The organism is Pantoea sp. EKM103V, assembly GCF_011800365.1.
GTDB classification, from domain to species: Bacteria; Pseudomonadota; Gammaproteobacteria; order Enterobacterales; family Enterobacteriaceae; genus Pantoea; species Pantoea anthophila.
In genome coordinates this window covers 1-20,132 of sequence record NZ_JAALFQ010000022.1, presented here as the reverse complement: position 1 = coordinate 20,132, position 20,132 = coordinate 1, and the positions used below count along the sequence as shown (strand labels likewise).

Below are 20,132 nucleotides of genomic sequence, written 5' to 3'. Positions count from 1 at the left end.
CACGATGCCGTCATGGTATCGGAAATCGCCATGACCGGCCGGGCGCTGATGGCCCTGCAGAACTTTTTCAGGGTGGCCTCAGCAAAGCCCCGATGATGTTTACGGTAACCGGCTTCAGGCGGTCATCCGCAGCCTGTGGCTGCCTGCTCTGAGGTCCGGTTACCCTCCGGCGCTGCTGTTGCGCGAGGAGAGACGCTGTCAGGCTGAATAAAGACCCTCAGCAGTACCGTGCATGTGCCGGTAACCACTCTGCGGACCGGAACTTTTCCGGCATACATTATGAACCGTTCAGGAGCCGATACATGAAATCTGACACCCATAACCGGCTCGGCTCGGCGGTCTCTGAGACCTCACTGTGCGCCGTATACCTGCTGTCCTCATCCGGAGAGGTCCTGAGCTGGAACCGGGGCGCCAGGGAGATGAAGGGATGGGAAAGTGCGGAGATTACCGGGCTGAACTTTTCGGTCTTCTACGACGACGATGAGCGGGCCAGGCGCGTGCCGGAGGAAAATCTTGCCGCTGCCCGTATGCACGGACGCTGTTCTGCCGAGGGCTGGCGCCTGCGCCGGGACGGCAGCGTCTTCAGGGCGCTCGTGGACATTGAGTTCCTTCACCCGGCCGAGGGTGAGCAGGCTGCCTTTATCAAAATCGTGCGTGACGTATCGCGTCAGTATGAAGAGCGGATGGCGCTCAGTATCGCGCAGCGGGTGGTTACCCGGCGTGAGGCTGAGCTGTCGGATGCCGGCCGGCTGATGGATGAGATATTCAGCCACACCCCCTGCGCCCTGATTCTGTGTGATGCAGGTTCGGGGAATATTGTCCGCACAAATCAGCCCGCCATCCATTCCGCCTGGCTCAGAGCGACTGTGCTGAGTGGTAACATCCTTACCCGTCAGTCCGCAACGCACCCGGCGGGCCTGGACACGCTGTTCAGGCGCGGCCTGCACCTGTCGCCGGGTGACGGCCTGGCCGAAACCCTGACGTCCGGAGAGACGGTACCGGAGACTGCCCTGAGGGTCGCGGCGGAAAGGCTGACAACCGGCGGGAACGGCGAGTTTATTCTTTTCTCCGTGCTGGATATCACCGCGGAGCAGCAGGCAATTGTCAGGGCAAATCATGAAGCGCTGCACGATCCGCTGACGGGCCTGCTGAACCGCCGGGGCCTCATGCCGGCGCTTGGCGGATGTGTGAAAAAGAGTATGCCATTTACGCTCATGATACTGGATGTTGACCGCTTCAAAAGCGTCAATGACGCGCTGGGGCACGCTGCCGGTGACGCCCTGCTTACGGAAATTTCCGGCCGGCTGCAGGCCGCGCTGCGCGCTGACGATGTGCTGGCCCGCACGGGGGGGGACGAGTTTGTTATCCTGCTTCCCGGCCTTGCTACCGCAGAGGCGGCGGACGAAGCGGCACGCCGGTTTACCGGCGTGCTGTCGGAGCCGTTTACCATCGAGGACCGTAAAGTCATCTCCGGATGCAGCATCGGCATCTGTCTTTGCGATGGCGATGTGCGGCAGGCGGAAGATATGCTGGCCGCCGCCGACATTGCACTGTATGAGGCGAAAGCTGCCGGGCGTAACGGCCACGTGATTTTCTCCTCCCGGCTGGCCAGTGCGGCGGCAGAGCGCTTCAGCCTGGAGAACGACCTGCGCAGCGCGCTGGCGAACGGGGAGTTACAGCTTTTTTACCAGCCCGTTGTTGACAGCCGCTCGGGTGTCATCGTGTCTTACGAAGCGCTGATGCGCTGGTACCACCCCGTCAGGGGCAGCGTACCGCCGTCCGTGTTTATTCCTCTGGCAGAGCAGACCGGGCTTATTCATGAGATGGGGGCTTTTGCCCTGAGGCGGGCGTGTGCAGAGGTGGCCAACTGGCCCGATAACGAACGCATAGCCGTCAACCTTTCTCCCCGTCAGTTTCGTGAGCCCGGGCTTGCCGGCATCGTCAGTCTTGCTCTGCAGCAGAGCGGTCTTGCGCCACACCGGCTTGAGCTGGAAATTACCGAGTCGGCCCTGCTTGAAAACCCGGAAGACAGCCATCGCGTCATTCATGAGTTAAAGGAGATGGGGGTACATATCGTACTGGACGACTTCGGCACGGGCTACTCGTCACTGAGCTATCTGCGGACCCGTCTGTTCAGCAAAATCAAGATTGACCAGTCCTTTATCAGCGACCTGCACACGGATGCGGGCGCGGCGGCGATTGTGGGTGCCGTGCTGACGCTGTGTCGCGAGCTCGGGCTGGAGGTGGTGGCAGAAGGCGTTGAAAAAGAAGAGCAGGCGGAATGGCTGCGGACGTCAGGTTGCGCGCTGCTGCAGGGCTTTCTGTTTGGCCGTCCGGGGCCTCACAGAAAGCAGAATCAGCCGGTCTGACGCAATGCAGATACATACAGGCCTGCCGGTTGTCCACTGCCCGGATGACCGGCAGGCGACGGGTCACAGGCATGAAGCTCTGAAGCACCGTTATGTTAAAAGCATGATGTATGGCGGGTATGAAGAAAATAGCACAGGACGCGCTCATGTCCGGGCCGGGTATGCCGATAATCAGTGTACGCCTCCCCCGGGCGACATAAAACGACAGATGACCGTATCTGATATGCTTCTGGCTTCTCCTGCCCCGGAGGAGCCATTTTTTTCGCCTGTGGCATCTGCCGGCCTGCGCAACCGCACTTATTTTTCCATGCTGAAGGGGTGCCGTTCCCCGGCCGGAGCCGGCGCATTTGCCGTAAATTGTGAACATTTTTGTTCAGCCTGCTTAAAGATGGCGGGTTTTTTACGGGCAAAATTCCGGAAAGCCGGTACTCATGTTCAGCCGTGCCGGCTGAGGTGACCAGATATAAATAACGTTTTTTTCCCGCTTACGCTTGTTATCGTGGCGATCTTTTTTATGATTAAGACCGGCCGGCGGCTCCGGCCTGCCACGATAAAAGCAAGCGTCTCAGTATTCCTCTTTATACCGCCGTGATGGCGGTTTTTTTTGACCTGAAAACAGGTGCGGCGCTGCCTGATGGCTGAAGCACAGGGGCATGATCATAATGCAGATAGGGCGTTGCGGGGCAGCCATCCGGGACTGATAACCCGGATGGCTGAAAAAAATCCCGAAACCAGGCCTGCGGAGGCGGGAAGGAAGTGAATCAGTGAAATTCGCGTTAAGAAAAACCGCCGCCCACTGTATCACGCCTTTTTCATGAACGCGCAGAAAGTCAGCCGTCCGTTATCTGAGAATAGCTGTGAGGAAAAACGGCCCGGCCCCGGAGCAAACGAGGAACAGGAAAAAATCCTGCCCTTAAAATGTGAGCATACAACGCTCGCCGCAGTCACGGCTGAGGCGTACCGCAGCAGTGCGAGGAACGAACAGCCGTGGCGAGGAAGCGTCATTTCACCTTTGCCGGCAGAAACTGCTTACGCGCCTTTCTAAAAAAAGTGCGTGGTTCAGGAAGTCCGCAGACAGATTACAGGGTGACTGAATACCCTTCAGGGAGTCCGGTGGCACCTGTATTCTGCCCGTTGTCTGACGTGATGCTGCTGAAAGTGCATGATGGTAAAAATTTTTCACTGATAATCAGCCGGATAAAACCACTTCTGAGTAATCCACTGCTGCTTTTTCTTGCCAGATAAATTTCGCCCAATAATACTGTATATAAAACCAGTTAATTACAGAGGAGGAATTTATGCACCACTTACATACAGCACATACCCCGTCACCGGTATTTTCATCCCGGAGCATCCTGTGAAACCCGCCGCGTACGGCTCAGGCCTGATGCTGCTCTGGCCCCCGGTTTTCACCCCCCGTGTACGCGTGCCCCTCTATGCAGATCCCTGTGCGGCTGGCTTTCCCTCGCCCGCCGCAGATTATGTGGAAAGTGAACTTGACCTCAACGAGCTCTGCATCCGCCGGCGTGCCTCCACGTTTTTTGTGCGCGCCAGTGGCAGCAGCATGCAGGAACTGGGGCTGTGTGATGGCGACGTCATGGTCGTCGACCGCGCAGAAGAGGCCTCGCACGGGGACATCGTCATCGCCGAGGTGAACGGTGAATTTACGGTCAAGCGCCTGCAGCTTCATCCCCGTCTGGCTCTCCTGCCGATGAACCCGGCCTACTCCGTCATTTATCCGGAGGAGCTGCAGCTACTCGGCGTCGTCACCTGGTTCTTCAACAGTACAAAAGCGCGCAGGAGGTAGCTATGGCGCTGCCTATGTTCGGACTGGCGGACGTTAACTCGTTTTATGCGAGCTGCGAGTCCCTGTTCCGTCCTGACCTGCGCGGTAAACCGGTGGTGGTGCTCAGCAATAATGACGGCTGCGTCATCGCCCGTTCAGCGGGCGCCAAAGCGCTGGGCATCAAAATGGGTGCCCCGTGGTTTCAGATAAAAAATGAAGGATATACTGAGAAAATTCATGTGTTTAGCTCAAACTACGGGCTTTATCACAGTCTCAGCCAGCGGGTGATGACGGCGCTGGAGGAGGTAACGCCCCGGGTCGAGCAGTACTCGATTGACGAGATGTTCCTGGATCTGACCGGCATTGACAGGTGTGAGGATTTTGAGCACTTCGGCCGGCGCCTGCGGGCGCACGTGCTGGCCATAACCGGCCTGACCGTCGGCGTCGGCATGGGGCCGACCAAGACGCTGGCAAAGAGTGCCCAGTGGGCCGGCAAAGAGTGGAAACAGTTTCGCGGGGTGCTGGCCCTGACGCCCGGTAACCCGAAGCGTACGGCCACCCTGCTTCAGAATCAGCCGGTGGAGGAAGTCTGGGGCGTGGGCAGGCGCATCGCAAAAAGACTGAACCTGATGGGGATTGAAAATGCCCTGCAGCTGTCGCGCGCGCATCCCGCGCTCATCCGCAAAAACTTCAGCGTGGTGCTGGAGCGGACCGTGCGTGAGCTCAACGGGGAGTCCTGTATTCCGCTGGAGGAACTCCCGCCGGCTAAACAGCAGATTTGCTGTTCGCGGTCCTTTGGCGAGCGCATCACCTCAAAAGTGGCCATGCAGCAGGCCCTGTGCCAGTACGCGACCCGCACCGCAGAAAAGCTCCGGGGAGAGCGGCAGTTCTGCCGGCGCATCAGCGTGTTTATCCGGACGTCGCCGCATGCAGAAAACGAGGTGTTTTACGGCAACAGCGCCGGCGAGAAGCTCAGCCTGCCGACCCAGGACACCCGTGATATCATCGGGGCGGCCATGCGATCGCTCGATCGTATCTGGCTGGACGGCCGCAGGTACATGAAGGCCGGCGTGATGCTCGACGACTTTACCCCGCATGGCGTCAGTCAGCTGAACCTCTTTGACGATGCGCAGCCGCGGGCCAACAGCGCGCAGCTGATGAAGGTGCTGGACGGCATTAATCAGTCCGGGCTGGGCAGCGTGTGGTTTGCCGGTCAGGGCGTGAATACGGAATGGAAAATGAGGCGGGACATGCTGTCACCGGCGTGGACCACGCGCTGGAGTGACATCCCGGTGGCGCGCGTGATGTAACCTGAAGCGGCAGGGCTCAGCAGACTTAACGTAAGTCTGCTGCCCTGCCCTGTCATGAAAAGTGCGGCCAGAATTCATCCATGATGAGCAGGGGTTTACCCGGGCGCTTTCCGCGGAAGTATCGTCCGCGCGGAACCCTGTCCTTACGCGAAAGCTGATGAAGCCAGTCATCAAAGGCCGGACGGCGCCTGCGGACGGGTCCCTTAAACATACTGGCTGACTGCGTAACAGTTTTGAATACAATCCCCGGGCTGCGCATCTGCGTCAGCAGTTCCTGCATTTCTTTCATAGCTTCCTCTGGGTTAGATGTTATTCACTGCCGTGTCTTTTCTTTTTCCAGTCGCCGTTGGCCAGGAAGGCTGCGCGCGAAACGCAGGCGCCCCAGAGCAGCTGCATGCCGATTTTGACCAGCTCACTGGCATCAGGCAGGAAAAAAAGCGGCACGATAAACAGCGTGCTCAGCAGAAACCCCCATTCGGCAGCGCTTTTCCGGTCTGCATCGCTGAGCGTTTTTAAGCCTGAAAAACCTGCAATAAAATCAATTGCGCGCATCATTCTTCCTCATGAAATCATGATAAAATGATTTCATTATACAAGTTAACCACCGCGCGTTTCGCGCAGCATCCGGTACCCTTCAAGGAGCATGTCTGTCATTGAGATACCCTGCTCAGCCGCATAGGCTTTCATCTCTTTGTGACGGGCAACGGACACTTTGATCTGTATGGGCTTGATGTCCGAATCCGGTCTCGCCCCTTTTCCCGTGACGTCCAGCGTAGGTTCACTTGCCGGTGGCGGGGAGAGTTTTATTGTATTTTTAGGCTGCTTCACATGAGCTCCTGAGCATTAATTCATTAAAAAATGATATCATGCATTAATGATATCATGAATTTCCTCGACCATCGCTCTGGCTTCGTCATTGAGCGTTTTGAAGGGGGTTTCAAACAGCGCCCTGCCGCCGTCAAGAGCCTGCCCGTATGCGGGCTGGAAACGGATTGTTGCGTTAAGGACCCTGAAGCCCCACGCACCGATAGTGGCCTGCGCTTTTTTCCCCTCTGCCGCAGACGGCGTTTTCGCGACAAGAAACACAATCTTCTCCCGCGGAATGCCCTTCATCGTGAGCTCGCGCCCGAGCTCAAGCGACGGTTCGAGATCGTCTATCGTCGGTCCGGTCGAAACGATGACCAGGTCTGACTCTGTGGCAACGTCCATTGAGGTCGTCTCGGCGGCAGGACGGCCGTCAATGATGATCAGGTGATACTGATCCCGGACCTTTACGGCGGTGTCCACGCGGCGGTAAAGTCCGCACTCGATCGCAGGCAGCCCGGCTTCCTCACGCCTGCGGCACCACTTTATTGACGTCTGCTGTTTCTCATCAATATCCGCGAGATGCGTCTTCCATCCGGCCTCGGTAAATCCCGCCGCCAGCGTTCTGGCCGTCGTACTTTTCGACCCGCCGCCTTTCTGCCCGATACAGGAAATTATGGTCATGATTTCATCCTTTCATTATTTCATTTTTTAAACTGAGCCAACTATGACACGGTTTAAGCACGAATGAAAGCATGATAACATTAAATCATGATAAAATGATTTACCGTTTACAGGGAGGGTCCTGCCGATATGAAACAGACATACTGGGTAAGCATCTATAAAGGAAGAAGTGATGACGCTGAGAGCCGTGTCTTTTCGCCGGAACAGCAAAAGCGTGCACTGTTTCAGGAATGGCTCAGCGATGCCCGTGACGTAAAGGGCAGCGGCGGGTGCCGCTGCCGGTTCGGCAGTGAACTGCCTCTCAGCATTGTCCGGCGCGGAGAAAACTGCCATCTGGCAAAATACCGTTATACCGGTGCACACCACAAAGAAGACTGCCGCTTTTACAGCAGGCTGGCGGGGGAAGGAGGGCAGCAGGCTTACCATCAGGAAGCCCTGCGGGAGACCCCGGCCGGCACGCTTATGATCACACTTGACGTTCCGCTGAAAAAACTCGGTGACGGCGAAGCAGAACCGGCTGAGACACCGGCGCCTCGCCCCGCGGGTAAGACGGTAAAACGCAATACGATGACGCTGCTGGGCCTGCTGCACCTGCTGTGGGAGACATCCCGCTATACGGAATGGCACCCGGCATGGGAAGGCAGCCGCAATGGCCCCCTGATGGGGTGGCATCTCCGTAAATCAGCAGAAAACATCCGGGCAGCAGGCTTACGGCTCGCCGATCTAATGCTGACACCGGCCGGCTTTAAGGGGGACAGGGACGCGAAGCGCAACGCAGATGCCGTCCGTCTTGCACGTGAAAACAAAACGCGGCTGATCGCCGTGGCCGAGCTGCAGACGTGGAAGCCTGAGTTTGACACATGCCCGGACCGTCTTCCTGTCAGGGACTTCCACGGCATGCCTTTTCTGACCATTGCGCCCTCGCTCTGGCGCGCGCTGGGCCACAGCTTTTCCCGCGAGCTCGGCGCCTGGAAAGGCGGGGCCAGAACCATTGTGATTGCTTACGTCGATCCGGAAGCGCCACGCGGAAAACTGGTCAGGCAGGCGGCACTGATGACGGTCAGCCCCCGCTTTATACCGGTGGATTCGGGTCATGAAATGAAGCTTGAAGGGATACTGCACGCATCCGGACGTAAGTTCATGAAGCCGCTGCGCTACGATGCGGGCCTCGCTGACTGGCTGCCGGACTTCTGCCTGACCGATCTGGCCGCAACCGAAGACAACCTTTTTGCGCTCGAAGTCTGGGGAATGGACAGCGACGCATACCGGCTGCACCGTCAGGAAAAAACGGCCTGGTACAATGCGGCCTACACGCCGGCGGGTTGGTGGTCATGGGATGCATTCCGCTTTCCTGACACCGTTCCTCCGCTTCCCGCCGCTGACGCGCTGCTTGGCCGGCAGCACCATACCGGAATGGACTGAGGGGCTTACAATGAAAGCATGATTGCATGCTTTCATTATTTTAAAGTTTAATGAACATCCTTAACCTTTAAGCATTAAATCATTATTTAATGACAGCATGATTTCATGAAATCAGCCTGCGGACGGCGGAAAGGAAAATGTCAGGTCGGCCGGCAGATCCAGCGCAAAAATACGCGTGTAGATTTCCGTATTCTCCAGCCGCTGATGCCCCAGAAGTGCCTGCACCTGCTTTATATGAATGCCGTTCATCAGCAGATGAACCGCGAAGCTGTGACGGAAGGTGTGCGGCGTCACCGGATTTACCGAAAAGCGGATACCCTGCGCGCCGGCGCGTGCTATGGCACCGCGGATCCAGTTTCGCGGCGTTTCCTGGCTGGCCACGTCCCAGACAGGGGTCGCCCGGCGCGTCATCATGCGAAAGGTGGCAAATAGTTCGCGCATGCGGGAGACGTAGGCCGTATCCGTCAGCGGGATCGCCCGGAAGGGCATTACCGCCTGTGCTTCACGGGTCGGGCGGCCGCGGCTGCGCGGCGCGCGCTGCTTCAGGGTGCGCAGCCGCACAAAGGGCACCTCTGAGTCGAAAAAAAAATCGCCCGGGCAGAGCGCCAGCGCCTCGTTGAGCCGCGCGCCGGTGTTCCACAGCGTATCAATAAGCGTCCGCTGCTTCAGGTCAGGCAGAAAGCTGAGCAGCTGGCCGACTTCAGGTGCCAGCAGGTAGCGGGGCACGTCGAGGCCGGCGGCCACGGCCATTTCGCGCAGCCGCACGGCGCGGGCCCAGCCGCCCGGCAGCATCAGCGGCGCATGCCGTCGGTCAGTGTCGGGTACAGGTATCAGGTTCATTCATCTCTCAGGGTCCGGAGGGTCCGCCCGGACGGCGGTACCGCACGCTGAATAGTGTGCCGTGACCGTTACGGACGGACCAGATCAATAAATCGCAGATTGCTCCAGGGACATAGTCGCAGAAACTGGGGAAAAAACGCAATAGCCTTAAAAAACCCAGGCAGCAAAATTCCGCTCTGCGTGTCTCACGCGGTAAAGCGATGCAGAAAACGCGATAAAGTGCTGATATAAAAAGACAAAAACGGAATGGCCGGGCTGATGCTGCAGAATGGGGAGTCTAACGGAAATGCCCAATCGTAAAAAATCGGGCAGGAGAGTCCTGCCCGGACGGCACGATACGAATAAAAAGAAGGGGGAAGAGTTCTGAGAACGGCAGGATCAAAAAAGGCCTCCGTAAGGAAGCCTTTTTCGAAATTTTCGCGTTCCGGCCTTAGCCGGAATCGCTCACACAGTCAGAGATCCTGTCTCTGGGGAGAGATTTTCGTACAAACTGACGCTTACGTCAAGCGTAATGTCTGTGGCATCCGTTTCAGGCCGCAGTATAGTAGCAGCATAACAAGGAGTGATTATGACCATTGCCGCCATACTGGATTCAATTTCCCAGCACAGGTTTGCCACCTACAAGTCCTCGGTCTTTAACGGAGCCAGCGAGGAGGAGTGCCTCGGCATCTACCTCTGGAACAAACAGCTCGCCGGCGCGTTCCTTCCCGCGCTGCAGATCATAGAGGTGTCCCTGCGAAACGCCATCTGCGCTGCAAAGAGGCGGCACGAAGAGACGCTCATTGAACAGGGTGCGCCTGTGGCCGACTGGCCCGCGCTGAAAAGCCGCATCGACAATCAGTGGTTTGTGACCGTCATGACTAAGCAGAACAACCGGGACTCCTGGCGTGCTGTTGAAGGTGCCAAAGCGCAGCTGAGAAAGGACGGCAAGCCGCCGACCACTGAAAACCTCATCGCCAAGCTGACGTTTGGCTTCTGGGTCTCAATGGTTAACCGCGACTACAGCGACGGCCATGCCAGCTATCTTCACCTCTGGCCGCACCTCATACCGGAAGTCTTCCCGAACGCACTCGATAAAAAGCAGGGCACGCCGCTTTCCGTCAACCGGATCGGAGCTGACCTGCGTGACATTAACACCCTGAGAAACCGCCTGTCTCACCACGAACCGCTCTGGCGCTCAGATAAGACATACTGCGTTGAACAGGCTATTAATAAGGTCGTACGGGACTATCACAAGTGCCTGGACGTAATCCGATGGATAAACCCTTCAAACCTGAAGCTGCTAAGCATCATTGAGAACACGCAGAAGATGAACGAGCTGTGTAATCCCCATGCGCTGTGGAAAAATAAAAAGCTGCCGTCAGGGCTGCCGGACATACCTCAGACATCAGGGGACGACTGGCTGGCCAGCACCCTGCTGGAAACCCGGCACACAGGCGGGATTATCTCGCTCAATGCCGGTAAAGGTTTTGCCATGTTACTCAGTGAAAAAGACAGGACGAAGTTTATTGCGCAGGCGAGAAATTTTGCGGGCGGCCTGGGTGCTTACGCCGTGGGTGACCGCGTCACGTTTGAGCCTGAAAACAAAACTACGGGGCGGCATCCGGTTGCAACCGCCGTTAAACCGGCCTGAATGGCGTGAGGTGTAGATGAAAAAATCCGGACGTGACAGAGAAATGGACAGAAAATTCAGGCCTTTTCTGAAGTTCTGGACCCTGTTTTCACCTGATTTCATTGCACATATGCAGAAAATCACGCGTCTCATCCGTGGTGAGGAAACTGAACTGGCCCGGCTGGATCAGGAATGGGATATGACAGCAGGCTATGAGGCTTGTGTCTCCCGCTGGAAGGCTGCACACCGGCATATCGCACTCTCTATCATTGTGAAACTTGACGATATCAAGAAGCTGGAGGCGGATAAGAAAGAGCATCACCGTAACCGTCAGAAACGGCTCAAGGACAAATGTATTGCCTCTATTGAGCTGCTCAAACTGGAAATTCGCGTGCTGCGCCGCACGGCAGACGCCCTTATCTGGGGAATGCTCAATAACGAGCACTCCTCAGTCCGTCGCCTGCCTATCAGCGGAGATACGGATAATCTGTCTAGAGACAGTATAATTGATTCGCTGATTGCTGCGGACGAACTTAATAAGGACCCGCACCGTTTAGCGGTTGTCAGTGATATGAGCACCTTTGTGCATGTAGGAGATCTGGTCACGTTCTCACTGCAGCACGGATTTCAGCTGGTTGAGGTCAAAAGCGGAACAAAGAATATGGAACTTTACGAGGCAGCAGAATTTGCCTTCACTTCCGGCTGCACTCAATTTGAAAAACAATTCCTCGATAGCATGCCGCCTAATGATATCCAGCAGTTTAAGCGTATTAAAAATCAGATGATTCGGGCCGGTAATGCCCTGAAAGCAATACATACGGGTGAGGGCTATGACAATCTGATGAAAACGCCTGTTTCCATTGAAGAACGAAATTATCGGCCTGAATTCTTTAACATGAATATAGTCAAACTGGCTGAAGAAGTTAAAGCCGGAAAAAAATGGGCGATAGATGTTATTGATGAGTGCGTTTATATAGGCGTTTATCCTGAGAGTAATTTGGGATTTATCGGTTTCAACACCTGGATAGACGGTACCGAATTTAAAGGCCGGGTAACCAATATTAATGACAGCTTTTTTGACCCACTGTCACGCCCCTTCCTTAATCTGAATCTCCCGACAGATATTCTTATGGATGTGATGACCGGGAAACTGCTTATCGTATTGTGTCTGAACCATGAGAAGTTCTTTGAGCGGGCGAATGTCAGATATCCGGGCTTATTTATTCTGGAAGATATACCTGAAAACCATATTCAATCATTGAACACACTACGAGTTGGAGCCCGGTGCATCGCATCATATGTTGACGGTCACATTTCTTACGTAGGTAACGGTTTCGAAACCCGCATTATCTTTGATTTACAGCGGCCTGATAATCTTATTGACTGGAGCTATCAACGCAGTGATTTGAGAATGAAATCATGATTTAATGATTAGTTCTGTGGTACACAAGGAGCTACCTAACAATGGCTAGTTTTGCTTACATTACTGATAAAGTAAACTCTGTAAAAATTGTGAAGAGGAGAAATTAATGTTGGTCCGAACGAAAAATTTATCCACTGATGAAATCACTCTTAAATGGGTGAATGAAGTTATTAATCAGTATGATCTTCCAGAAGACGATATTATAAGAAAAACAATTGAAAAATTGTCATCAGTTAGCTTTATTGACCCGCTTGATATGGTTTTTTACCTCAGCGAAAAGGCAAAGAATTACGGCAGCGGAGATGACTTCAACATAAAACCATTTATTGACTTAGCGAAAAAAATAGCCAAAGCCTGCGGCGCCAGAGATGACGCCCAAGACATCAGCAGTCCGTTCATTACGGCCTATAAATATAATTCAGTAACAAGTAAAATGGACCGGGTTCGTATACCAGTCAGTCAGATTCTGTACTTTTTAAATAAAAGCCTTACAATTCCAGGGCGTGCTTACGTGACAGGTGAAGCGAATGTCATACTGAATGATCAAGGCCATACTGAACTTAGCCTGATTGATTGTTCAAGAAATAACACCGCCGAGTTCCTGCTTGAATTTTACATTAAGAGTGCGGAAGAGGTTGTTACAGCTTGGACGGGGAAATAATACTACGGAACGGTAACCTGGTTAGGCGAGATTTGGCTACATCATGTGCTATGAAAGTAAAAAACCAGTGCTGCTTATGTGTTACGAGCTTTCATTGACACTAAATATTGCCAGAACTGAAAAAATTACTAACAATAGCGCCCAAATTAGGGCGCTAACTCCTATATTTAATATTTAAACTGAGCTTTTCGTCAGTCCCACAATATTATCAGCAAACCCGTCAAAAACATTCAGGAAATCATGCTGACTTTTTTTCATATTCACCAGAATTTTACCGCTTTGTTCTATCTCCGAATCCTTAAGTTCAAAAACTGGAGTCTTATGTTTTTGGGATTGAGCTATAAGGGAATTGAAGTCTGAGATATTAACAATGTTATATGGCTCTCCATTTTCAAATAAAAATTCTTTTCCTTGAGTGTTGACTATCATTTTTTCTTTTGCCAAAACAGGTACCAGTTCTTCATTAACAGAAGTATGAATTATATCAATCCACTTCTGGAAAGACTTGGCAGGTGCATTACTGCGTGGCCGGTATTTCTGGGAAAGGAATCCGATAAATTTAGGCGGTTCTGCTGGAATCGCGTATGCAAGTCCATCTTTCCTAAATGGATTTATCGTATTATTCCAGTTAGGTATTACTTCAGATAATGATTTAATTGCTTGTTTACAAAAGAAGTCAGGGGTAGTAGGTACAAGGAAATAATCGCTGCTCATGAAAAGACATTGATTTAGAGCTCCAACGCTGGGGCTCATATCAATTAAAACATAATCGAATTCATAATCTTTTTTGGCAGCTCTTAGAACTTCACTCAGGCTTCCCGGCATGTTTCTCACTGCTGGAATACCTTCACTCGCAGTTAACGCGAAGGCGAGCTGATTTTCGAATCCTGATAATTTTAGATTACCGCAGAGTAAAAATAAATTGGGATTTTTTGTCGGAATAGGATTTGCTTTTTTAACGCCTCCCAGCATTCCTTTCTCTAGAGGTTCGATACATGAATAGATATCAATACAGTCCTTACCACTATAAAAATCCTCTGCCTCATCATCACCAATAATTAAACTTGTTAAATTACACTGTGGATCGGTATCCACAATCAAAGTCTTATAGCCTTTATTAGCAAGCATCCAGCCCAGATGATAAGTAGTAGTGGTTTTGCTGACCCCACCTTTATGATTAAATAAAGATATAATTGGCATTGTATTCCTCACAGTTTGAATTAGTTTATTGTGTTACTTTCCTTGGTGAGGACGTTATCAATCTAGTTTTTATGGAAATAGTTTAGCTAAAATAAAAATCAGTACAGAATGAAATTCATAATACAGTAAAAAAATAAAAACCTTGATTCCTTTATCTTATGCCTCCATAACGGTGCCCGCACCAGAGAACTAAGATGTCTTATTGTAACGCTATCTGACATTAAAAAAGAAGTAAGATTGCTACTTTATCTTTGGAATATCCTTTAATCTCGTCGTGTAACGCGGCGAGAGCATTTCACGCTTCATCTGCCAGGCACTGTCACGATCTCCCTGACCCGCAAACCACACCTTTCCCTTACCCGTACGGTTAATAGTATCCAGAGCGTCCATTAATGCATCAGCGTTTGCACGTGGCTGTTGTTCACTGAACATGTCCAACTGCGCCACACCGGACTGGTAAAAATCTCCCAGCATGACGCCAGCTTTAGCGTATCTGTATCCATCCCGCCAAATTGTGCCCAGGCCACGAAGCGCCGACTCTATAATGTCACGCGTATCATTGGTCGGATAGTCACAGATACGGGAGGCAGTGTTTGAATACTGCGGCTCATCGCCGTGCCGGCCGGTGGCGATGGACACGCTGATATGGCGGCAACGTGAGTTCTGCTCCCGGAGTTTTTCCGCCGCCCGCGTGGCATACAGCACCACGGCCTGCTGCATTTCCTCCAGCCGCGTAATGCGCTGGCCAAAAGAGCGTGAGTTTACGATCTGCTGTTTCGGCGGCGGCGCATCCTCGAGCGCCAGGCAGGACTCGCCGTTGAGCTCACGCACGGTGCGCTCAGTGATAACGTCAAAATTTTTTCTGATCATGCTGATGTTACTGTCTGCCAGCTGCAGGGCGGTCGTGATGCCCAGCTGGTTCAGGCGCAGGCTGATGCGCCGGCCAATGCCCCAGATGTCACTGACGTCGGTCAGGTGCAGAAGTTTTCGCTGCCGGCTCCGGTCTGACAGATCAACGACGCCCCGGGTCTGAGTCCATTTCTTGGCGGCGTGGTTGGCCAGTTTGGCCAGCGTTTTGGTCGGCCCGAATCCCACACCAATAACCAGTCCGGTCTCCCGTCTTATGCGCTCGCGCATCTGCTGTCCGAACGTCTCAGGCGGGATAAGGCTGCCAATCCCGGTGACGTCGAGAAAGCTCTCGTCGATCGAGTAAACTTCCTGCCCGGCGGCCATTTCGCCCAGGATGGCCATCATGCGGCTACTTATATCGCCATAAAGCTCATAATTAGAACTGAACACCTGAACGCCGTTCTGCATGAAAAAACGCTCGTTCTGAAACAGCGGAGCCGCCATTTTAATCCCTAAGCGTTTAGCCTCCGCCAATCGTGCGATTACACAGCCATCATTGTTCGACACGACAACAATGGGTTTGCCGCGCAAATCCGGCCTGAAAACGGTTTCACAGGAGGCATAGAAATTATTGGCATCGGCCAGCGCAAACATGGTCACTCTCCGGCGGGTCCGCTGAATCCCAGCCCGGCTACGTCGGTGAGGGCATAGGCCACCACACCCCACACGGGAAGTCCCTGACTCACATCCAGCAGGGTAATGGTTTCATCCGCATCCGGCTCCTGCAGGGCGGGAACCGGATCGAGCAGCAGGCGCCGCAGCGTCAGCTCCCCTTCGAACTCGGCCACAATGAGCTGGCCATGCGCCGGTACCAGTGCACGATCAATGGCCAGCACAGACCCTTTCACGATGCCGGCATCAGGAAAGCTGCTGTCGCTGCGCATCAGATAGGTTGAATAAGGTGAAAGATGAACGAGGTCGCCCAGACTCAGGCGTGTTTCTGTGTAGTTCTGGGCCGGACTCTGGAAAGCCATTCAAATATTCCTTTGTGACCTGTTTCAGCTTTTAGAAAATAAACCTGTGTTACCGTAAGCAGGATGAATTCACTACTCATGATGTCAGTATACGTCGATGCCATCATTACGCCATGTCAGTTACATCCGCGCGTACTCAGAATTCATACTAATGTCCGGCAGAAAAAAATTACGATACAGACTTAATTATTTTCTGTTTCAGAGCACATTACAGGCGAAGATTCATTCCACAGACGGTTAAATTCCATCTGATACTGTCGCGCGGTTGCCGGCTCGCCCGTAATAACCAGCGCATTTTCAGCATTTCTTTTTTCAGCCGATGACGTGTAATTAAATGACCCGGTTTCAACCGCGCTTCCGTCAGTAACAATAAATTTATTGTGCATGATGCTGTACATGCCGTTGACGCGCACCTGCACACCAGCGCAGGCCAGCGCGCTGACGAGTGACCACCGGTCCCGGCTTTTCTTTTCATCGGCAACCAGCCGTACCGTCACGCCCCGCGCCACGGAAGCAGCCAGCGCCTGCGCCACGGGCTGACTGGTAAAGTCCCAGGCCGCCACGTCCACGCTCTGGCGCGCGCTGCCGGCGAACTGCAGTATCAGGTTCAGCGCCGTGCCGCCGGGAGAGAATCCTGCCGTCACCGCAGCGAAGGAACAGGGTATAAATGCAATCGCGGATAACACCATTACTCTGGCTTTATGATTATTCACTGATAGGTTCCTGCAGGGGAAATAAGTCACCATTCTATCACGCAGCGCATTTATTTAATTAAATAACGCCCTGTTACTGTCGCAACAAAATATAACAAATCCTGGTTAAGTCATTATTAATCCCTGCCGATAATATAATTCACACAGGGAGCGGGGGAACCATGAACGAATTTCACGAAATAAACATGCTCACATCACGCGGTGATATTAACGGGGCACTTTCACTCATCTGTAAATGGAGTGAGAGCATTGCCCGTAAAATCATGAAAAAGGCCGGCTACAGTGTGACCCCGCAGGCCGGACGCGCGTTCTGGTCATGGGTGCAGGCCACGCTGACGGATTCAGCCCGGCAGCGCCGCTGTGGCTACCGGGTGCGGGCTGAGCGCAGGGCACCCGTCCGCTACTGTCGCCAGCAGGCGCGGGAGAACTATGATGCGTACGCGCAGATGATGGCCTCAGACGTCGCGCCGCAGGCTGAGGCTGCCCCGCACAGAGAGATAGCGTCCATCGATACTGGTCCTGAAAAAAGTGTCGCTGTCTGCGGCCGCACAGAAGGCCTGATACACCTTTGCCGGCACGGCCAGCCAGCGCCGGCACGCGCCGTTCCGGTACTCCAGCTCCAGCACGCCGGTGGTCGCATCGTATCCCGCGCTGCTGAAAAGCGCAGACGTCACTTCATGTCTGTTCATGGCGTTATTCCTGGCAGGTCCCGGATGAATGAAATCGTTAATCGTAAAAGTGCGGGTCGCACGTACAGAATGCCCGTGCAGGGTAAAATACAGTGGTTTGTATCCGGCTGTTCACTGGCGGCTCGTCCGCTGCATGTCCGTTATTCTGAGCCACCCCGGGCATTCACTGTAGCCTGTAAAAAGGGAAGCCGGAGGAACAGGGACCCGGCAATGCTGACTGCTTCGCGGGGATCGACGGCTGGATATCAGCGTTCACGGTTTTTAAGCGCGGCAGACACTCTGGCCTGTACCCGCGCCAGAAACGCCTGCGCCGTGGTGTCCCAGTTCGCCGGCACAAACTCCCCCTTATAATGCGCCCGGAAATCCAGCTCGGTATCGTCGCACCCGTCCAGAAACAGTTCAATGTCTGCCAGCAGGGCGTGAAGATTCGCGTCGGGCATGTCGTGAATGTAGGCCTGAATTTTGGGCTCTATCTCATGCCCGGGTTCGGCCATAACGTAGTCCTGACCGAAATAGACGCCGATAAAATTATCCAGTTCGCTGATGCTGATACGGTCCACTATACCTCCGGAAACGCAGTCAGAATAAAACAGGGTTTACCGTTAAATGACCTGAAATCAATCACCACGCGGACGGCATAACAGGTAACGGTCTCCTGATTTCCTTTGCGTACCATAATCCCCGTGGGGTGCGCAAACCGCCGGCTCAGGCGCATGCGGGCCCGCATGCCAGGCGGAACGTTCTTCACCCACATCGCTATCTGATTTTTATTATCCGCCAGCACCCGGCTGATGATTGCCTCTGCCTCACGGAGTGATTTAAAGCTGCTGGATTCTTCAAGCCTGGGCTCTCTGACAAGCCTTTCGCGCAGCTCATCCGGCGATTTACCGATGTGTCGTTCGATGGTGTGGCCACCGGGCGCACGTCCCGAAAGCGACTCGTGCTCAGCGATTCTGAACCGCCCGCGGCGTACCGCAATGACCCGCTCTGCCCCGGCCGCCAGTGCAAACGCCATCGGTATGGCGACGTCGACCGTCAGGCCGACCTTCATGGCGGTCTGGCGGTCAGCACCGAGGGATTCCGCGAGCGCCACGGCGGAATTAAAGGTATCGGTATTGACCTGCCTGCCGGTCCAGACCTGCCGGAGACTGGCCTGAATGGTATCAAGTCCGTGCGTCCCGACAAAGACGCATCCGGCTTTGGTCAGCATGGTGGGCTCCGGCACCACGCACAGGGCGCCTGCACCGAACATTTCCACCACGCCACCCGCCAGCCCCAGCCCGCCGGATATACGGTTACTGGCTGATTCACCTTCACTGACGCTGCGATCAGAGAGTACGGCTGCCAGCTGCACCGGCGAAAGCGCTATCCTCAGTCCCTGTTCTTCTTCCACAGAATCCTCCTTTTCGTAACCGGCACGTCATTTACTCAATTTATAACCGGCACGGCATCAGGTTGCAAACCGGTGGCGTTTCTTCGCTTATCTTCAGAGGGCACAGTGAATAACAGAGGTACGGCCATCGGTTTCAATACCAGTGATAACCGGAGTGATATCGGGCCAGGCTTTCAGAGCGGCTCCGCGTTGTTCACATCCGGAAGAATTTCCAGCTTATCAATAACGATCTGCAGGACATCCGCCATACCCGGTGTCCATTTTCCGGGTATATCGAGCTCCGAGCGGAATATCCCCGCAAGCCGTATCCGGGTGGTTTCAAGTCCCGCATCGGCCAGCATGAGGACGGCTTCACCCAGCAGACGGTGTGCCTCTTCAGAATACCGTCGTTCTTCTTCAGTAACCTGCATAGCATGTACCTCTCAGACGTAGCCGGACAGGTGAGCAGTGCGCAGCCTGTCCCGTGAATGCCGCGTCAGCGGCATGGAGGCGCCAGAAACTGTTAAGGACGGCTCAGATGCCATCGGGCGCCGTAAGCCCGGCAGAGCCGGTTACAGGGCTGATGGTGGCAAAATTCCAACCCCTTCCTGCCAGACGCCGTTTAAGCAGCGGCCTGTTAGCAGCTTATCAGCCTGATGGTCGAAGACGAAAGAAAGAAACCGCGGCTCCTCTCACCGCAGCTCAGAATTTACTAGTTACAACACCCATTTATCAGCCACTGCAGTTCCGGCCCTCCGGGCCGGGCGGCGGCGGCTGTCTAGTGGGGGCAACCGGTTTCAGGTCCGGTGCCGGTCTGGCCGGAGAGGGGCATTGTGGTTTCAGGCCTGCGCGGGACCTGACTACAGTGAATCTTTGACTGTTGTAACTAACTGCTCGGTCCGGGGCCCGCGTCAGCGGGAGCTATTTCGGATTCTGAGCGGCGCGGACGCCTGCGGCCGCTGTGAGCGAAGGCCTTAATTTATCCCTGCAGGATGCCTGTATGAAAAACACCTTATCTTTATGAAGATCTTTTACTGACGTAAGTCAGGAATATCTTGCAGGTAACACCGACAGTACTTGCAGGTAAACCGCACTTATTAATTGCGGGTAACTGTGGATAAAAATAACGGCCGTAGCCGTCAGGCGGAATATCTGCTTTTCTGAGGCGGAATTAACGGCGGGACGCACGCTCAGAACCGGCGTTCTGCTCCCGGCACAAACGGCTTTACCGCCAGTCAAGGCGGTAAACAGAGGAGGAGGCGCTAATGTACCCGGTCAGGTACCGGAGGGGCGGGCTCGTAGTCCAGCCCGAGATCGAGCTGGCGGAGACTCTTCCAGACCAGGCGGTCAAACTCATCCGGGGA

General features: G+C 54.1%; 20 protein-coding genes. 7 read left to right on the top strand and 13 right to left on the bottom strand.

Annotation, left to right across the window (positions count from 1 at the left end; genetic code table 11):
* Positions 1 to 302 precede the first annotated feature (302 nt).
* The 3 genes from HFD97_RS21765 (at position 303) to umuC (HFD97_RS21755) (ending at position 5,465) form a co-directional block, all read left to right on the top strand.
* Positions 303 to 2,369 carry a bifunctional diguanylate cyclase/phosphodiesterase gene (locus HFD97_RS21765; protein ID WP_167432505.1) on the top strand — a complete coding sequence of 689 codons (2,067 nt, stop codon included), beginning with the start codon at positions 303 to 305 and terminating at the stop codon, positions 2,367 to 2,369.
* 1,357 nt (positions 2,370 to 3,726) lie between these two features.
* Positions 3,727 to 4,176 carry a translesion error-prone DNA polymerase V autoproteolytic subunit gene (gene umuD / locus HFD97_RS21760; protein ID WP_370528447.1) on the top strand — a complete coding sequence of 150 codons (450 nt, stop codon included), beginning with the start codon at positions 3,727 to 3,729 and terminating at the stop codon, positions 4,174 to 4,176.
* 14 nt (positions 4,177 to 4,190) lie between these two features.
* Positions 4,191 to 5,465, top strand: a complete 1,275-nt coding sequence (gene umuC / locus HFD97_RS21755) for a translesion error-prone DNA polymerase V subunit UmuC (RefSeq protein WP_167432518.1) — start codon at positions 4,191 to 4,193, stop codon at positions 5,463 to 5,465.
* Between the two features lie 52 nt (positions 5,466 to 5,517).
* On the opposite strand, the gene HFD97_RS21750 is transcribed toward umuC (HFD97_RS21755), so the two are convergent.
* Genes HFD97_RS21750 through HFD97_RS21735 form a run of 4 tightly spaced genes read right to left on the bottom strand, consistent with a single transcriptional unit; the run spans position 5,518 to position 6,953 of the window.
* Positions 5,518 to 5,754 carry a hypothetical protein gene (locus HFD97_RS21750; protein WP_167432504.1) on the bottom strand — a complete coding sequence of 79 codons (237 nt, stop codon included), beginning with the start codon at positions 5,752 to 5,754 and terminating at the stop codon, positions 5,518 to 5,520.
* A 20-nt stretch (positions 5,755 to 5,774) separates the two neighbouring features.
* Positions 5,775 to 6,020: a hypothetical protein gene (locus tag HFD97_RS21745; RefSeq protein WP_167432506.1), complete on the bottom strand. Its 246-nt coding sequence runs from the start codon at positions 6,018 to 6,020 to the stop codon at positions 5,775 to 5,777.
* A gap of 42 nt (positions 6,021 to 6,062) precedes the next feature.
* Entirely contained in the window at positions 6,063 to 6,293 is a 231-nt protein-coding gene (locus HFD97_RS21740) for a hypothetical protein (RefSeq protein WP_095708341.1), read from the bottom strand.
* A 36-nt stretch (positions 6,294 to 6,329) separates the two neighbouring features.
* Complete coding sequence (locus HFD97_RS21735; protein ID WP_033764861.1) at positions 6,330 to 6,953, bottom strand: ParA family protein; 624 nt, start codon at positions 6,951 to 6,953, stop codon at positions 6,330 to 6,332.
* A 129-nt stretch (positions 6,954 to 7,082) separates the two neighbouring features.
* Between HFD97_RS21735 and HFD97_RS21730 the strand changes: the two genes are divergently transcribed.
* Positions 7,083 to 8,375 (top strand): DUF1173 family protein, encoded by a 1,293-nt coding sequence (locus HFD97_RS21730; protein ID WP_167432507.1) that lies wholly within the window; start codon positions 7,083 to 7,085, stop codon positions 8,373 to 8,375.
* A gap of 111 nt (positions 8,376 to 8,486) precedes the next feature.
* Here HFD97_RS21730 and HFD97_RS21725 read toward each other — a convergent pair whose 3' ends face one another.
* Positions 8,487 to 9,215, bottom strand: coding sequence for a tyrosine-type recombinase/integrase (locus tag HFD97_RS21725; protein WP_208971011.1), 729 nt, complete (start codon positions 9,213 to 9,215; stop codon positions 8,487 to 8,489).
* A gap of 568 nt (positions 9,216 to 9,783) precedes the next feature.
* Between HFD97_RS21725 and HFD97_RS21720 the strand changes: the two genes are divergently transcribed.
* The 3 genes from HFD97_RS21720 to HFD97_RS21710 all read left to right on the top strand — a co-directional run bounded on the left by HFD97_RS21720 (position 9,784) and on the right by HFD97_RS21710 (position 12,911).
* Positions 9,784 to 10,848 (top strand): Abi family protein, encoded by a 1,065-nt coding sequence (locus HFD97_RS21720; RefSeq protein ID WP_167432508.1) that lies wholly within the window; start codon positions 9,784 to 9,786, stop codon positions 10,846 to 10,848.
* 16 nt (positions 10,849 to 10,864) lie between these two features.
* Positions 10,865 to 12,250 (top strand): hypothetical protein, encoded by a 1,386-nt coding sequence (locus HFD97_RS21715; protein ID WP_167432509.1) that lies wholly within the window; start codon positions 10,865 to 10,867, stop codon positions 12,248 to 12,250.
* A gap of 106 nt (positions 12,251 to 12,356) precedes the next feature.
* Positions 12,357 to 12,911, top strand: coding sequence for a hypothetical protein (locus HFD97_RS21710; protein WP_167432510.1), 555 nt, complete (start codon positions 12,357 to 12,359; stop codon positions 12,909 to 12,911).
* A 174-nt stretch (positions 12,912 to 13,085) separates the two neighbouring features.
* Here HFD97_RS21710 and HFD97_RS21705 read toward each other — a convergent pair whose 3' ends face one another.
* The 8 genes from HFD97_RS21705 to HFD97_RS21670 all read right to left on the bottom strand — a co-directional run bounded on the left by HFD97_RS21705 (position 13,086) and on the right by HFD97_RS21670 (position 19,199).
* Positions 13,086 to 14,111, bottom strand: coding sequence for a ParA family protein (locus HFD97_RS21705; protein WP_167432511.1), 1,026 nt, complete (start codon positions 14,109 to 14,111; stop codon positions 13,086 to 13,088).
* Between the two features lie 240 nt (positions 14,112 to 14,351).
* Positions 14,352 to 15,614, bottom strand: coding sequence for a translesion error-prone DNA polymerase V subunit UmuC (gene umuC, locus HFD97_RS21700; RefSeq protein ID WP_167432512.1), 1,263 nt, complete (start codon positions 15,612 to 15,614; stop codon positions 14,352 to 14,354).
* Positions 15,615 to 15,616: 2 nt separating this feature from the next.
* Positions 15,617 to 15,994: a peptidase gene (locus HFD97_RS21695; protein ID WP_167432513.1), complete on the bottom strand. Its 378-nt coding sequence runs from the start codon at positions 15,992 to 15,994 to the stop codon at positions 15,617 to 15,619.
* Between the two features lie 182 nt (positions 15,995 to 16,176).
* Complete coding sequence (locus tag HFD97_RS21690) at positions 16,177 to 16,740, bottom strand: phospholipase D family protein (RefSeq protein WP_185155370.1); 564 nt, start codon at positions 16,738 to 16,740, stop codon at positions 16,177 to 16,179.
* 422 nt (positions 16,741 to 17,162) lie between these two features.
* Positions 17,163 to 17,396, bottom strand: coding sequence for a KTSC domain-containing protein (locus HFD97_RS21685; protein WP_033783562.1), 234 nt, complete (start codon positions 17,394 to 17,396; stop codon positions 17,163 to 17,165).
* Between the two features lie 245 nt (positions 17,397 to 17,641).
* Positions 17,642 to 17,956, bottom strand: coding sequence for a contact-dependent growth inhibition system immunity protein (locus HFD97_RS21680; RefSeq protein WP_129063545.1), 315 nt, complete (start codon positions 17,954 to 17,956; stop codon positions 17,642 to 17,644).
* Entirely contained in the window at positions 17,956 to 18,789 is an 834-nt protein-coding gene (locus tag HFD97_RS21675) for an RNase A-like domain-containing protein (RefSeq protein WP_167432514.1), read from the bottom strand. Before HFD97_RS21675 ends, HFD97_RS21680 begins: the two co-directional genes overlap by 1 nt.
* A gap of 173 nt (positions 18,790 to 18,962) precedes the next feature.
* Positions 18,963 to 19,199: a DUF2767 family protein gene (locus HFD97_RS21670; RefSeq protein ID WP_167432515.1), complete on the bottom strand. Its 237-nt coding sequence runs from the start codon at positions 19,197 to 19,199 to the stop codon at positions 18,963 to 18,965.
* Positions 19,200 to 20,132 lie beyond the last annotated feature (933 nt).